The organism is Paraburkholderia aspalathi (assembly GCF_900116445.1).
GTDB classification, from domain to species: Bacteria; Pseudomonadota; Gammaproteobacteria; order Burkholderiales; family Burkholderiaceae; genus Paraburkholderia; species Paraburkholderia aspalathi.
The window spans coordinates 163502-178000 of sequence record NZ_FPBH01000018.1; the positions used below are offsets into that span (position 1 = coordinate 163502).

The following is a 14499-nucleotide window of genomic DNA, read 5'->3' on the forward strand; positions in this document are numbered from 1 at the left end:
GGGTCTGTCGCAACATGCAACGCGCGACGGGTTTTCGTTCGGTAGGAATTGAAAGAGTCGTGTCTGAAAATGATCTCAGCTGAAGGCCTGAAAGAAATCGATCGTGCGATCGCGAAGTATCCCGCCGATCAGAAACAGTCCGCCGTGATGTCGGCGCTGGCTACTGCTCAGGAAGAGCATGGCTGGCTGTCGCCCGAACTCATGCAGTTCGTCGCGGACTATCTCGGCATGCCGGCGGTCGCCGTGCAGGAGGTGGCTACCTTCTACACGATGTATGAGACCTCGCCGGTCGGCAAATACAAGATCACGCTCTGCACGAACCTGCCGTGCCAGCTCGGCCCGGACGGCGGCTCAGACAGCGCCGCTGAATATCTGAAGCAGAAGCTCGGCATCGACTTCGGCGAAACCACGGCTGACGGCAAGTTCACCTTGAAAGAAGGTGAGTGCATGGGCTCGTGCGGCGATGCGCCGGTGATGCTGGTGAACAACCATCGCATGTGCAGCTTCATGAGCCGCGCGAAGATCGACCAGCTGCTCGAGGAACTTTCGAAATGACGTCTTTACACGATCGTCACATCAAACCGCTGATTCTCGCCGGCCTGAACGGCGACAACTGGCATCTCGAAGACTATGTGGCGCGCGGCGGTTACGCCCAGCTGCGCCGCATTCTGGAAGAAAAGATTCCGCCCGAGCAGGTGATCGCCGACGTCAAGGCGTCGGGTCTGCGCGGCCGTGGCGGTGCTGGCTTCCCGACCGGTCTGAAGTGGAGCTTCATGCCGCGTCAATTCCCGGGGCAAAAGTACCTCGTCTGCAATTCGGACGAAGGCGAACCGGGCACGTTCAAAGACCGCGACATCTTGCGTTTCAATCCGCACTCGCTGATTGAAGGCATGGCCATCGGCGCATACGCGATGGGCATCACGGTCGGCTACAACTATATCCACGGCGAAATCTGGGAAGTCTACAAGCTCTTCGAAGAAGCGCTGGAAGAAGCCCGTCGCGCCGGATTCCTTGGCGACAACATCATGGGTTCGGGCTTCTCGTTCGAACTGCATGCGCATCACGGTTACGGCGCCTACATTTGCGGCGAAGAGACAGCGCTGCTCGAATCGCTCGAGGGCAAAAAAGGCCAGCCGCGCTTCAAGCCCCCGTTCCCGGCGAGCTTCGGCGTGTACGGCAAGCCGACCACGATCAACAACACCGAGACGTTCGCTGCGGTGCCGTTCCTGCTCGCGATCGGTCCGCAGAATTACCTCGAAATCGGCAAGCCGAATAACGGCGGCACGAAGATTTTCTCGGTTGCAGGCGACGTCGAGCGTCCGGGCAACTATGAAGTCCCGCTCGGCACGCCGTTCGCCACGTTGATGGAACTGGCTGGCGGCATGCGCGGCGGCAAGAAGATCAAGGCCGTGATTCCTGGCGGCTCGTCGGCGCCGGTGATTCCGGGCGACATCATGATGCAGACCGACATGGACTACGACTCGATCGCCAAGGCTGGCTCGATGCTCGGCTCCGGTGCGGTCATCGTGATGGACGAGACGCGTTGCATGGTGCGTTCGCTGCTGCGTCTGTCGTACTTCTATTACGAAGAGTCGTGCGGTCAATGCACGCCGTGCCGCGAAGGCACCGGCTGGCTGTATCGCGTCGTGCATCGTATCGAACACGGGCTCGGCCGTCCGGAAGATCTGGATCTGCTGAACTCGGTCGCCGAGAACATCATGGGCCGCACGATTTGCGCGCTCGGCGATGCAGCGGCCATGCCGGTCCGCGGCATGCTCAAGCACTACTGGGACGAATTCGAATACCACGTCGCCCACAAGCATTGCCTCGTCGGCGGTCACGCCGGTGCGGCAGCGGCGTCAGAAACAGTGGCTGCCTAAGTACGCGAAATAGCGCACCAGAACACGTCATCCGCGGGATTCATCGCCTGAAACGGGCGCTGAACAGGGCGAACGATTGAGCGGTAACAGGTTAAGGAAGATTGACCATCATGGTTGAACTTGAAATAGACGGCAAGAAAGTAGAGGTGCCTGAAGGCAGCATGGTGATCCAGGCTGCGCATAAGGTCGACACGTACATTCCTCACTTCTGCTATCACAAGAAGCTGTCGATTGCGGCCAACTGCCGGATGTGTCTGGTCGATGTCGAAAAGATGCCGAAGGCCGTGCCTGCATGCGCCACGCCGGTGTCGGCAGGCATGATCGTGCGCACCAAGTCGGACAAGGCCGTGAAGGGCCAGCAAGCCGTGATGGAATTCCTGCTGATCAACCACCCGCTGGATTGCCCGATCTGCGATCAGGGTGGCGAGTGTCAGCTGCAGGATCTGGCGGTTGGTTACGGCAAGTCGTCGTCACGCTATAGCGAAGAAAAGCGCGTCGTGTTCCACAAAAACGTCGGTCCGCTGATCTCGATGGAAGAAATGTCGCGTTGCATTCACTGCACGCGTTGCGTCCGCTTCGGCCAGGAAGTTGCCGGCGTGATGGAACTCGGCATGCTGGGCCGCGGCGAGCACTCGGAAATCACGTCGTTCGTCGGCAAGACGGTCGACTCCGAACTGTCGGGCAACATGATCGATCTGTGCCCGGTGGGCGCGCTGACCAGCAAGCCGTTCCGCTACAGCGCCCGCACATGGGAACTGTCGCGCCGCAAGTCGGTGAGCCCGCACGATTCCGTCGGCGCAAACCTTGTGGTGCAAGTGAAGAACAATCGCGTGATGCGTGTTCTGCCGTTCGAAAACGAATCCATCAACGAATGCTGGATTTCGGACAAGGACCGCTTCTCGTACGAAGGTCTGAACAGCCCGGAACGTCTCACGCAGCCGATGCTCAAGCAAGGTGGCAAGTGGGTCGAGACCGACTGGCAATCCGCGCTTGAATACGTGGTCAAGGGTCTGAAGGGCATCAAGGGCGACCACGGCGCGAACGCGCTGGCCGCACTCGGCAGCGCCCACAGCACCGTTGAAGAACTGTTCCTGCTGAAGCAGCTGGCCCAGGCGGTCGGCACGCCTAACGTCGACTTCCGTCTGCGTCAGTCGGATTTCTCCGCGCCAGTGAACGGTTCGCCGTGGCTCGGTACGGCGATCGCCGATCTCTCGAACCTCGACGCCGCATTGGTGATCGGTTCGGATCTGCGCCGCGATCATCCGCTGTTTGCCGCGCGTCTGCGTCAAGCCGCCAAGAGCGGCACGAAGCTGACGTTGGTGCAGGCCACCAACGACGATGCGCTGATTCCGCAAGCGCAACGCGTGGTTGCCGCGCCGTCGGCATGGCTCGACGCACTGGCTGGCATCGCGGGCGCGGTGTCGGAAGCAAACGGCGTTGCACTGCCGGAAGCCTTCGCCGGAGCGCAGCCGACGGACGCCAACAAACAAATCGCGAAGTCGCTCGTCACCGGCGAACAGCGTGTGGTGTTGCTCGGCAACGGCGCGGTCCGTCATCCGGACTTCGCTGCGATTCACGCCGCGGCGCAATGGATTGCAGACGCGACTGGCGCAACGCTGGGTTTCCTCACGGAAGCGGCCAACACGGTCGGCGCGCATCTCGTGAACGCATTGCCGGGCGAGGGTGGTTTGAACGCTCGCGAAGTGTTCGAGCAACCGCGCAAGGGTTATGTGTTGCTGAACGTCGAACCGGAATTCGACACGGCCAATCCGGCGCAGGCTTTGGCCGCGCTGAAGCAGGCTGAAATGGTCGTCGTGATGTCGCCGTTCCAGATGGGCGTTGAATACGCTGACGTCCTGCTGCCGATCGCACCGTTCACGGAAACGGCCGGCACGTTCGTCAACGCCGAAGGTACCGTGCAGACGTTCAACGGCGTCGTGCGCCCGCTCGGCGACACGCGTCCGGCATGGAAGGTCTTGCGCGTCCTCGGCAGCCTGCTCGGCGTGCCGGGCTTCGAATTCGACACCTCGGAAGAAGTGCGCACGGCCGCTCTTGGCGATGGCGAGATCAAGTCGCGCCTGTCGAACAAGACGGGCGCCACGGTTGCACGCGGCAAGGCAGCGAAGGCAGCAGAAGGCAAGTTCGAGCGTATCGCCGATGTGCCGATCTACCACGCGGACTCGCTGGTACGTCGTGCCGAATCGCTGCATCTGACGGCGGCGGCGCGCGCAGCGAATTCGGCCGGTCTGCCAGCTGCGCTGTTCGACAAACTGGGTTTGAAGGAAGGCGACGCAGTGCGCGTGCGCCAGGGCGAGCAATCGGTGCAGTTGCCGGCCGTGCGCGACGCAAATCTTGCGGAGACGGTCGTCCGCGTATCGGCGGCTACGCCTGCCGGTGCAGCGCTGGGCAGCCTGTTCGGTGAACTGGTGGTGGAGAAGGCGTAAATGAGCTTGTTCGATACGATCAACTCGGGCGGCACCCAGCTTCTCGGTGTGGCATGGCCCACGGTGTGGGCACTGGTGCGCATCCTGGTGGTGGCCGTCGTGATCTTGCTGTGCGTGGCTTACCTGATTCTGTGGGAGCGCAAGCTGATCGGCTGGATGCACGTGCGTCTCGGTCCGAACCGCGTGGGCCCGGCAGGTTTGCTGCAGCCAATCGCCGACGTGCTGAAGCTGTTGCTGAAAGAAGTGATTCAGCCGGCTCAGGCGAGCCGCTGGATCTACATGATCGCGCCGATCATGGTGGTGGTGCCGGCCTTCGCGGTCTGGGCGGTGATTCCGTTCCAGGCAGGCGCGGTTCTCGGCGACATCAATGCAGGTCTGCTTTACGCGATGGCGATCTCGTCGGTCGGCGTGTACGGCGTGATTCTGGCGGGCTGGGCGTCGAACTCGAAATACGCGTTCCTCGGCGCCATGCGCGCGGCCGCTCAAATGGTCTCGTACGAAATTTCGATGGGCTTCGCGCTCGTCGTCGTGCTGATGACGGCGGGCAGTCTGAATCTGTCGGAGATCGTCGGTTCACAGGAACGCGGCATTTTCGCCAGCTACGGCCTGAACTTCCTGTCGTGGAACTGGCTGCCGCTCCTGCCGATGTTCGTCGTGTACTTCATCTCGGGCATCGCCGAAACGAACCGTCACCCGTTCGACGTGGTGGAAGGTGAGTCGGAAATCGTCGCGGGCCACATGATCGATTACTCGGGGATGGCGTTCGCGCTGTTCTTCCTCGCCGAGTACATCAACATGATCGTGATCTCGGCATTGGCTGCAACACTGTTCCTCGGCGGCTGGAGCGCACCGTTCGGCTTCCTGTCGTTTGTCCCGGGCATCGTATGGCTCGTCGCCAAGGTTTTCTTCCTGCTGTCGGTATTCATCTGGGCGCGTGCCACGTTCCCGCGCTATCGCTACGACCAGATCATGCGTCTGGGCTGGAAAATTTTCATTCCGGTTTGCGTGGTGTGGCTCATCGTGGTCGGCTTCTGGATCATGTCGCCGTTGAATATCTGGAAATAAAGGGCGGATGAACCCATGACCGCAATCCAAAACTTTTTCAAGACCTTCTTCCTGACGGAGCTGCTCAAAGGCCTCGCGCTGACCGGACGTTACACGTTCCAGCGCAAGGTGACGGTGCAGTTCCCGGAAGAGAAGACGCCGATTTCGCCGCGTTTCCGGGGCCTGCACGCGCTGCGCCGCTATGAAAACGGCGAAGAACGCTGCATCGCCTGCAAGCTGTGCGAAGCGGTGTGCCCGGCACTCGCCATCACGATCGAATCGGAAACCCGTGCGGATAACACGCGCCGCACGACGCGTTACGACATCGACCTGACCAAGTGCATCTTCTGCGGTTTCTGCGAAGAGAGCTGCCCGGTCGATTCGATCGTCGAGACGCACATTCTCGAATATCACGGCGAAAAGCGCGGCGACCTGTATTTCACGAAAGACATGTTGCTGGCCGTGGGCGATCGCTACGAAGCGGAGATCGCTGCGAGCAAGGCAGCCGACGCACCGTATCGTTGAAGCACTTCAGTTGAAGCGGTAATTGCGGCAAAAAGCGCGGCAATAAACGCGGCAGTAAATGCAGCAGTAACACGGCCTGTTGTCGGGCCGAGCGCTGCGGCCTGAGCGCCGCGGCACGGCGCACCTGTGCGGATGTTCTGGCGGTTTCGGCCGCTTTACCCGCCACGTGCCAAAGAACAATGCCTGACGATGGCCTAACGATGAACCGGTAATCATGGAATTCACGACCGTACTGTTCTACATCTTCGCGCTGCTCCTGGTGGTTTCAGGGCTGAAGGTGATCACCTCGCGCAACCCGGTTTCGTCCGCACTGTTTCTGGTGCTGGCGTTCTTCAACGCAGCCGCGATCTGGATGCTGCTGCAGGCCGAGTTCCTCGCGATCCTGCTGGTGCTGGTGTATGTCGGCGCGGTGATGGTGCTGTTCCTGTTCGTCGTGATGATGCTGGACATCAACATCGACGTGCTGCGCAAAGACTTCAAACGCTTTGTGCCAATGGCCACGCTGGTGGGCGCAATCATCGTGATCGAGACCGCGCTGATCCTGTGGCACGGCTACGGCGCGACCGCCACGGCGCTGCGCGACACCACGGCTGCCGCGAACGGTATGGCCGACTGGTCGAACACGCGTCTGATCGGCAAGGTCATCTACACCGACTACATCTTCGCGTTCGAAGTCGCCGGCCTCGTGCTGCTGGTGGCGATCATCGCGGCGATCGCGCTGACCACGAGCCACAAGAAAGACAGCAAGCGCCAGAACGTCAGCGAGCAGGTCAAGGTGCGTGCCCAGGACCGTGTGCGTATCGTGAAGATGGCATCTGAAAAGACCGCGGCAACTGTCGCGGCAGAAGAAGCCGCCGCAGCGGCCGACTCGGCACCTGCTAAAAACAGCTGAGCGGACAGGAGATAGAAATCATGTTGACCCTTGCTCATTACCTTGTCCTTGGCGCGATCCTGTTTGCGATCAGCGTCGTGGGCATTTTCCTGAACCGCCGCAACGTCATCATCATCCTAATGGCGATCGAACTGATGCTGCTGGCGGTGAACACCAATTTCGTCGCGTTCTCGCATTACCTCGGCGACGTGCATGGTCAGATCTTCGTCTTCTTCGTGCTGACGGTTGCAGCAGCTGAAGCGGCGATCGGCCTCGCAATTCTGGTGACCCTGTTCCGTAGCCTCGACACGATCAATGTCGAGGACCTCGATCAGCTCAAAGGTTAATTTCAGGTAAAGCGGTTATGTCAACGACACTCAATGAAAACCTGCTGCTGGCGATCCCGCTGGCACCGCTGGCCGGCTCCCTGATTGCGGGGCTGTTTGGGAAAGCGGTAGGGCGAGCGGGCGCGCATTCGGTCACGATCCTCGGCGTCGCGATCTCCTTCATCCTTTCGGCTATCGTCTTTTTCCAGGTGATGGACGGCGCGAGTTTCAACGCGACGGTCTATGACTGGATGCAGATCGGCCAGACGAAGTTCGAGATCGGCTTCCTGGTCGACTCGCTGACGGCAATGATGATGTGCGTGGTGACCTTCGTGTCGCTCATGGTGCACATCTACACGATCGGCTACATGGCCGACGACGACGGCTACCAGCGCTTCTTCTCGTACATCTCGCTGTTCACGTTCTCGATGTTGATGCTCGTGATGAGCAACAACTTCCTGCAGCTGTTCTTCGGCTGGGAGGCGGTGGGTCTGGTGTCGTACCTGCTGATCGGCTTCTACTTCACGCGTCCGACGGCGATCTACGCGAACATGAAGGCGTTCATCGTGAACCGCATCGGCGACTTCGGGTTCCTGCTCGGTATCGGCCTGCTGTTCGCATTCGCTGGTTCGATGAACTACGGCGACGTTTTCGCGAAGCGCACCGAACTTGCAGCATTGAGCTTCCCGGGTACGGACTGGGGTCTGCTGACGGTCGCCTGTATTTGCCTCTTCATCGGCGCGATGGGTAAGTCGGCGCAGTTCCCGCTGCACGTCTGGCTGCCGGATTCGATGGAAGGCCCGACGCCGATCTCCGCACTGATTCACGCGGCAACCATGGTGACGGCCGGTATCTTCATGGTCACGCGCATGTCGCCGCTGTTCGAACTGTCGGATACGGCGCTGTCGTTCGTGATGGTGATCGGTGCGATCACTGCTCTGTTCATGGGCTTCCTCGGGATCGTCCAGAACGACATCAAGCGCGTGGTGGCTTACTCGACGTTGTCGCAGCTCGGTTACATGACGGTCGCACTCGGCGCGTCGGCCTACTCGGTTGCCGTGTTCCACCTGATGACGCACGCGTTCTTCAAGGCGCTGCTGTTCCTCGGCGCGGGTTCCGTGATTATCGGCATGCACCACGATCAGGACATCCGCAACATGGGCGGCCTGCGCAAGTACATGCCGATCACGTGGATCACGTCGCTGGTCGGTTCGCTCGCCCTGATCGGCACGCCATTCTTCTCCGGTTTCTACTCGAAAGACTCGATCATCGACGCAGTGAAGCTGTCACATCTGCCGGGTTCGGGCTTTGCCTACTTCGCAGTGGTGGCGAGTGTGTTCGTCACCGCGCTGTACTCGTTCCGTATGTACTTCCTGGTGTTCCACGGCAAGGAGCGCTTCCGCGATCCGAAGCATCCGGAATCGCCGATGGGCATCGAAGCGGCAGCGCACGCGCATGACGGTCACGGCCATGACGCACACGGCCATGGCCACGGTCACGACGACCACGCGCATGAGCCGCATGAAACGCCGTGGGTGGTGTGGGTGCCGCTGGTGCTGCTGGCGATTCCGTCGGTGGTGATCGGTGCGATCGGTGTCGGTCCGATGCTGTTCGGCGACTTCTTCCAGCACGGTGTGGCGTTCGACAAGGTGATCTTCATCGGCGAAAACCATCCGGCGCTGCATGAGATGGCGGAAGAATTCCAGGGCTGGGCGTCGATGGGCCTGCACTCGGTTTCGGGTCTGCCGGTGTGGCTGGCACTCGCGGGTGTCGTGGTCGCGTGGTTCCTGTACCTGGTTCGTCCTGATCTGCCGGCTGTCATCAAGCGCGCGTTCGGTCCGATCTACACGCTGCTCGACAACAAGTACTACATGGACAAGATCAATGACGTCGTGTTTGCGCGGGGCGCGGTGGCGATTGGCCGTGGTCTCTGGAAGGAAGGCGACGTCGTGGTTATCGACGGCATCGTCAACGGCAGCGCACGCTTTATCGGCTGGTTTGCCGGCGTGATCCGCTTCCTCCAATCCGGCTACATCTACCACTACGCGTTTGCCATGATTATCGGCATGTTGGGGCTCCTGACCCTGTTTGTAACGCTCGGCGGCAAATAAGGCGAGGGACACTAATGCACGCTTATCCGATTCTCAGTATCGCGATCTGGTTACCGATCCTCGTAGGTCTACTGGTCCTGGCTATTGGTTCCGACCGGAACCCGGCTCCGGCGCGCTGGATAGCGCTGATCGGCTCGGTCGTCAGTTTCATCGTGACGATCCCGCTGATTACGGGTTTTGATTCGAGCACCGCCGATCTGCAGTTCGTCGAAAAGGCGAACTGGATCGAGCGCTTCAACATCACGTACCACCTGGGTGTCGACGGCATCTCGATGTGGTTCGTCGTGTTGACCGCATTGATTACGGTGATCGTCGTGATCGCCGCGTGGGAAGTCATCACGAAGAACGTGGCGCAGTACCTCGCTGCATTCCTGATCCTCTCCGGCATCATGGTCGGCGTGTTCAGTTCAGCGGACGGCATGCTGTTCTACGTGTTCTTCGAAGCGACGCTGATTCCGATGTACATCATCATCGGCGTGTGGGGTGGGGCGAACCGCGTGTATGCGGCGTTCAAGTTCTTCCTGTACACGCTGATGGGTTCGCTGTTGATGCTGGTTGCGTTGCTGTACCTGTACATCCAGACCGGCACGTTCGATCTGGCTACGTGGCAGAACGCGCAGATCGGCATGACCCCGCAGATATTGTTGTTTATCGCGTTCTTCATGGCCTTCGCCGTGAAGGTGCCGATGTGGCCGGTTCACACGTGGTTGCCTGACGCCCACGTGGAAGCGCCGACTGGCGGCTCGGTCGTGCTGGCCGCGATCATGCTGAAGCTCGGTGCCTACGGTTTCGTGCGCTTCTCGCTGCCGATCGCACCGGACGCAAGCCACTTCCTCGCGCCGGTCGTCATTACGCTGTCGCTGATCGCGGTGATCTACATCGGTCTGGTCGCGATGGTGCAGACCGACATGAAGAAGCTGGTCGCGTATTCGTCGATCGCGCACATGGGTTTCGTGACGCTCGGCTTCTTCATCTTCAATCAGCTCGGCGTGGAAGGCGCGATCGTACAGATGATCTCGCACGGCTTCGTGTCGGGCGCAATGTTCCTGAGCATCGGCGTGCTGTACGACCGCATGCACTCGCGTCAGATCGCCGATTACGGCGGCGTCGTCAACGTGATGCCGAAGTTCGCGGCGTTCGTGATGCTGTTCTCGATGGCGAATTGCGGCTTGCCGGGTACTTCCGGTTTCGTCGGCGAGTTCATGGTGATTCTGGCTGCTGTCCAGTACAACTTCTGGATCGCAGGCGGCGCGGCTGTCACGCTGATTCTCGGCGCGGCTTACACGCTGTGGATGTACAAGCGCGTGTACTTCGGCGCGATCGCCAACGATCACGTGAGGGGTCTCGTCGACATCAACCGTCGCGAATTTTTCATGCTGGCAGTGCTCGCCGCACTGACGCTGTTCATGGGCCTGTATCCGAAGCCCTTTACCGATGTGATGCACGTATCCGTGGAAAACCTCCTCTCCCACGTCGCGCAGTCCAAACTGCCGTTGCCACAGTAATGCAGAGCGGAGGAATTTAAAGATCATGCAAAACGCCCCTATGACTGCCCTGTTGCCCGACGCACTGGTGATGCTCGCCGTTGTGGTCGCGTGGCTCAACGACACGTTCGTCGGCCAGGCCGGTCGCCGTACCACGTATTTCATCGCGTTCTTCTCGACGCTGATTGCCGGCATCTGGTTCGCGGTGAACGCGTTCGACCCGCAGGTTCACTACTTCTTCGGTCACATGTATGTGGTGGATTCGTTCGCCAGCGTGATGAAGGCGGTGGTGACGCTCGGCTATGCCGTGTCGATCGTTTATTCGCGCCGGTACCTCGAGGATCGCGGGTTGTTCCGCGGTGAGTTCTTCCTGTTGGGCATGTTCTCGTTGCTCGGTCAGCTCGTGATGATCTCGGGCAACAACTTCCTGACGCTGTACCTCGGTCTGGAATTGATGTCGCTGTCGCTGTACGGTGCGATCGCACTGCGCCGTGATGCGGCGCCTTCGAACGAAGCCGCAATGAAGTACTACGTGCTCGGCGCGCTGGCTTCCGGCTTCCTGCTGTACGGCATTTCCATGCTGTACGGTGCAACCGGTTCGCTCGACCTGAACGAAGTGTTCAAGGCGATCGGCACGAGCCACTACGATCCAAGCGTGCTGCTGTTCGGCGTGATCTTCATCGTGGCAGGCGTGGCGTTCAAGATGGGCGCGGTGCCGTTCCACATGTGGGTGCCTGACGTGTATCAAGGCGCTCCGACGGCCATGACGCTGATGGTCGGCGGCGGTCCGAAGGTGGCGGCATTCGCGTGGGGCCTGCGCTTCCTCGTGATGGGTCTGCTGCCGCTGGCGGTCGAATGGCAGGAAATGCTGGTGATCCTGGCGGCGCTGTCGCTGATCGTCGGCAACATCACCGGTATCGTGCAACGCAACGTCAAGCGGATGCTTGCGTATTCGGCGATCTCGAACATGGGCTTCGTGCTGCTGGGTCTGCTGGCCGGCGTGGTCGACCACAAGACCACGGGCGCCGCCAACGCGTACGGCTCGGCGATGTACTACAGCATCGTCTACCTGATTACGACGATGGGCACCTTCGGCATCATCATGCTGCTGGCACGCCGCGATTTCGAAGCGGATACGCTCGAAGACTTCAAGGGTCTGAATCAACGCAGCCCGGTGTTTGCGTTCGTCATGATGGTGATGATGTTCTCGCTCGCCGGTATCCCGCCCGCGGTCGGCTTCTACGCCAAGCTCGCGGTGCTGCAGGCAACCATGAATGCCGGCTTGACTTGGCTGACCGTGCTGGCCGTGATCACTTCGTTGTTCGGTGCCTTCTACTACCTGCGTATCGTCAAGCTGATGTACTTCGACGAACCGCAAGACAAGTCGCCGATCCTCGCCGACACGAGCACGCGCGCTTTGCTGGCGCTAAACGGTGTTGCCGTGCTGGTGCTCGGTATCGTGCCGGATCCGCTGTTGAAGGCCTGCCTGCAGGCTATCCAGCACACGCTGCTGCTCTGATGTCGGCTGCGGGTTGGTTTATCGTGTTGTTGGCGCTGGTCGGCGCCAACCTGCCGTTCCTGAATCAGCGCCTCTTCGCCGCCGTGCCGTTGAAAGCGGTGAAGAAGAGCGCGTGGATCCGGATTGCCGAGTTGATCGTGCTGTATTTTGTGGTCGGTGCGCTCGGTTTCCTGCTGGAAGCGCGCGCGGGTAACCGCTTCGAACAGGGGTGGCAGTTCTACGCGATCACGTTCGCGCTGTTCGTCGTATTCGCATTTCCTGGCTTTACCTTCCAGTATCTCGTCAAACGTCGCTGACGGCGTCTCGCCGTCGCGCACCACGCTGTCCAGAGGTCGCATATGGCTGAACTTCCCGATCACGACGCTGCGCTCACCGAGACCTGTCTCGAGAGCAAAACGATCCATCAAGGGCCATTCCTCACGCTCAAGTGCGATACGGTCCGCTTGCCCGACGGTAAGAAGGCCACTCGCGAGTACGTTCAGCATCCAGGCGCCGTGATGGTGATTCCGCTATTCGACGACGGCCGCGTGTTGCTGGAAAGCCAGTATCGCTATCCGATGGGCAAGGTCATGGTCGAGTATCCTGCGGGCAAGCTCGATCCGAACGAAGGCGCGCTGGCCTGCGCGAAACGCGAGTTGCAGGAAGAGACCGGCTATACGGCGCGCGAGTATGTTTATCTGACGCGCATTCATCCGATCATTTCCTACTCGACCGAATTCATCGATATTTACCTGGCGCGCGGGCTGACTGCCGGCGAGCGCAAACTCGACGACGGCGAATTCCTCGAACTGTTCACGGCCAGTGTCACCGATATGCTGGAATGGGTACGTACGGGCAAGGTGACGGACGTGAAAACCATCATTGGCACGTTCTGGTTGGAGAAGGTTTTGGCGGGTACCTGGCCAATGGCCGAGCCCCAATAGCGCGCACGGTTCAGGACGCAAGAACGCTAAACGGGCGCGCCTCACACGCCGGTTAGAAAATCCGCAAAAAGCCCCTGTTGGTCTACGACCGGCAGGGGCTTTGTCATTGTGGGCACGATATCGACTCAATGCGTAACCCCCCGTGTCTGAAAAACGGGCTCCAGTCCTATGCCATTTGACAGTCTCGCCCCGTAGCCGTTGTCACTCTAGTATCGACATCTGGCAACGAGGTTTGTTATCGCACTTATTTTGGATAACGAAGGGTGTGGGACATATTTGGTTATGACCGTGCCCGCATGGTTGTCAATTGACAACCATGCGGGCACGGGCTAAATTGGTGGGTATAGATGGTTCGTGGAGTCCATTCAAAGAAAGAGGTTGAGGCCGCGCTGGTTTAAGCTGAAAGAAACGGCTGGCGCGTGCAAGGCGGCGGCAAAGGTCACGCGTGGGGAAAGATTTACTGTCCGTACAACGACGCGGAATGCCGTTGCGGCGAGTTTTGCATCTCGAGTGTGTGGAGTACGCCAAAGAATCCCGGCAATCACGCAAAGCACCTCAGGCGCATTGTCGACAATTGCACGACACGTCGGCAGTAAAAGTGTTCGAAGGGCAAAGGCCCGCAGTTGAATGAAGGTAGGAGTAGCTTATGGAATATGTGTTCACCTTGAAGTACCGGCTCTCGGCCGAAGACTGCGATCTTGACGAGATCGTCGAACGGCTGGGCGAAGCTGGATGCGATGACGCTACGATCGGCGTGGGGCAACCGGGGCGCATGGCACTCGTTTTTGCTCGTGAAGGCACGTCGGCGTTCGAAGCGCTCGTCAGCGCACTCAAAGATATCAAGCAGGCAGTGCCGTCTGCGCGCCTTGTCGAGGCGGGGCCGGATTTCGTCGGCCTGACGGATGTCGCTGAGGTCGCGGGCGTGTCACGGCAAAACATGCGCAAGCTCATGCTGAGCCACGCAATCGACTTTCCGCCGCCGGTTCACGAGGGCAGTGCGTCGGTGTGGCATCTGTCGGACATCCTGAGTTGGCTGACCGAGCGTGGCGGGTATGACATCAAGGCGGACGTATTCGATGTCGCGAAATCGGCCAAACAGATCAACCTTGCCAAAGAGGCGCGTGAACTCGAACCGCAACTTAACCGCCGGCTCGAATTTCTGGTGGCTTAAAAGGTGCGCAGCGGCCAGCTGCGCGAACCTATGAACTCCATACAACCAGCGTGCTTTTTTATTGACGGGTTCGGTGTGCCGCTCACCGATTGAGCGACCTTCGGCAGCCCACTGCGCAAAGCGTTAAAATCGCGCACCGCGTTCGATTTGTCAGCGACGCCTGGCGTCAACGCGCCGTCCGTAAAAATTTACGAACGACCG

Annotated in this window: 13 protein-coding genes and 1 pseudogene; all 14 read left to right on the forward strand. The window is 59.9% G+C overall.

Annotated features, from left to right (window positions below):
- Positions 1-69 precede the first annotated feature (69 nt).
- The 14 genes and pseudogenes from nuoE to BM438_RS25575 all read left to right on the forward strand — a co-directional run bounded on the left by nuoE (position 70) and on the right by BM438_RS25575 (position 14298).
- Positions 70-555: an NADH-quinone oxidoreductase subunit NuoE gene (nuoE, locus tag BM438_RS25510; protein WP_054034960.1), complete on the forward strand. Its 486-nt coding sequence runs from the start codon at positions 70-72 to the stop codon at positions 553-555.
- Positions 552-1880, forward strand: coding sequence for an NADH-quinone oxidoreductase subunit NuoF (nuoF, locus tag BM438_RS25515; RefSeq protein WP_093639633.1), 1329 nt, complete (start codon positions 552-554; stop codon positions 1878-1880). The genes nuoE and nuoF overlap by 4 nt, the downstream gene beginning before the upstream one ends.
- A 110-nt stretch (positions 1881-1990) precedes the next feature.
- Positions 1991-4324, forward strand: coding sequence for an NADH-quinone oxidoreductase subunit NuoG (nuoG, locus tag BM438_RS25520; RefSeq protein ID WP_093639637.1), 2334 nt, complete (start codon positions 1991-1993; stop codon positions 4322-4324).
- Positions 4325-5389 (forward strand): NADH-quinone oxidoreductase subunit NuoH, encoded by a 1065-nt coding sequence (gene nuoH, locus BM438_RS25525; protein ID WP_054034958.1) that lies wholly within the window; start codon positions 4325-4327, stop codon positions 5387-5389. It begins immediately after the preceding gene.
- A gap of 15 nt (positions 5390-5404) precedes the next feature.
- On the forward strand, positions 5405-5893 hold the full coding sequence (nuoI, locus tag BM438_RS25530) for an NADH-quinone oxidoreductase subunit NuoI (protein ID WP_054034957.1): 489 nt from the start codon (positions 5405-5407) through the stop codon (positions 5891-5893).
- Positions 5894-6107: 214 nt separating this feature from the next.
- Positions 6108-6785 carry an NADH-quinone oxidoreductase subunit J gene (locus BM438_RS25535; protein ID WP_093639640.1) on the forward strand — a complete coding sequence of 226 codons (678 nt, stop codon included), beginning with the start codon at positions 6108-6110 and terminating at the stop codon, positions 6783-6785.
- A 20-nt stretch (positions 6786-6805) separates the two neighbouring features.
- On the forward strand, positions 6806-7111 hold the full coding sequence (nuoK, locus tag BM438_RS25540; protein WP_013339863.1) for an NADH-quinone oxidoreductase subunit NuoK: 306 nt from the start codon (positions 6806-6808) through the stop codon (positions 7109-7111).
- Positions 7112-7128: 17 nt separating this feature from the next.
- Positions 7129-9201 (forward strand): NADH-quinone oxidoreductase subunit L, encoded by a 2073-nt coding sequence (gene nuoL / locus BM438_RS25545; RefSeq protein WP_093639643.1) that lies wholly within the window; start codon positions 7129-7131, stop codon positions 9199-9201.
- 14 nt (positions 9202-9215) lie between these two features.
- Positions 9216-10706: an NADH-quinone oxidoreductase subunit M gene (locus BM438_RS25550; RefSeq protein WP_093639646.1), complete on the forward strand. Its 1491-nt coding sequence runs from the start codon at positions 9216-9218 to the stop codon at positions 10704-10706.
- Between the two features lie 25 nt (positions 10707-10731).
- A complete protein-coding gene (gene nuoN / locus BM438_RS25555; protein WP_093639649.1) occupies positions 10732-12204 on the forward strand; it encodes an NADH-quinone oxidoreductase subunit NuoN in 1473 nt (490 codons plus the stop codon).
- A complete protein-coding gene (locus BM438_RS25560; protein WP_054034952.1) occupies positions 12204-12500 on the forward strand; it encodes a DUF2818 family protein in 297 nt (98 codons plus the stop codon). The genes nuoN and BM438_RS25560 overlap by 1 nt, the downstream gene beginning before the upstream one ends.
- Before the next feature lie 42 nt (positions 12501-12542).
- Entirely contained in the window at positions 12543-13127 is a 585-nt protein-coding gene (locus BM438_RS25565; RefSeq protein WP_093639652.1) for an NUDIX domain-containing protein, read from the forward strand.
- Positions 13128-13474: 347 nt separating this feature from the next.
- Positions 13475-13723, forward strand: a pseudogene (locus BM438_RS46330) (hypothetical protein).
- A 50-nt stretch (positions 13724-13773) separates the two neighbouring features.
- A complete protein-coding gene (locus BM438_RS25575) occupies positions 13774-14298 on the forward strand; it encodes a helix-turn-helix transcriptional regulator (protein WP_093639655.1) in 525 nt (174 codons plus the stop codon).
- The last annotated feature ends 201 nt before the right edge of the window (positions 14299-14499 follow it).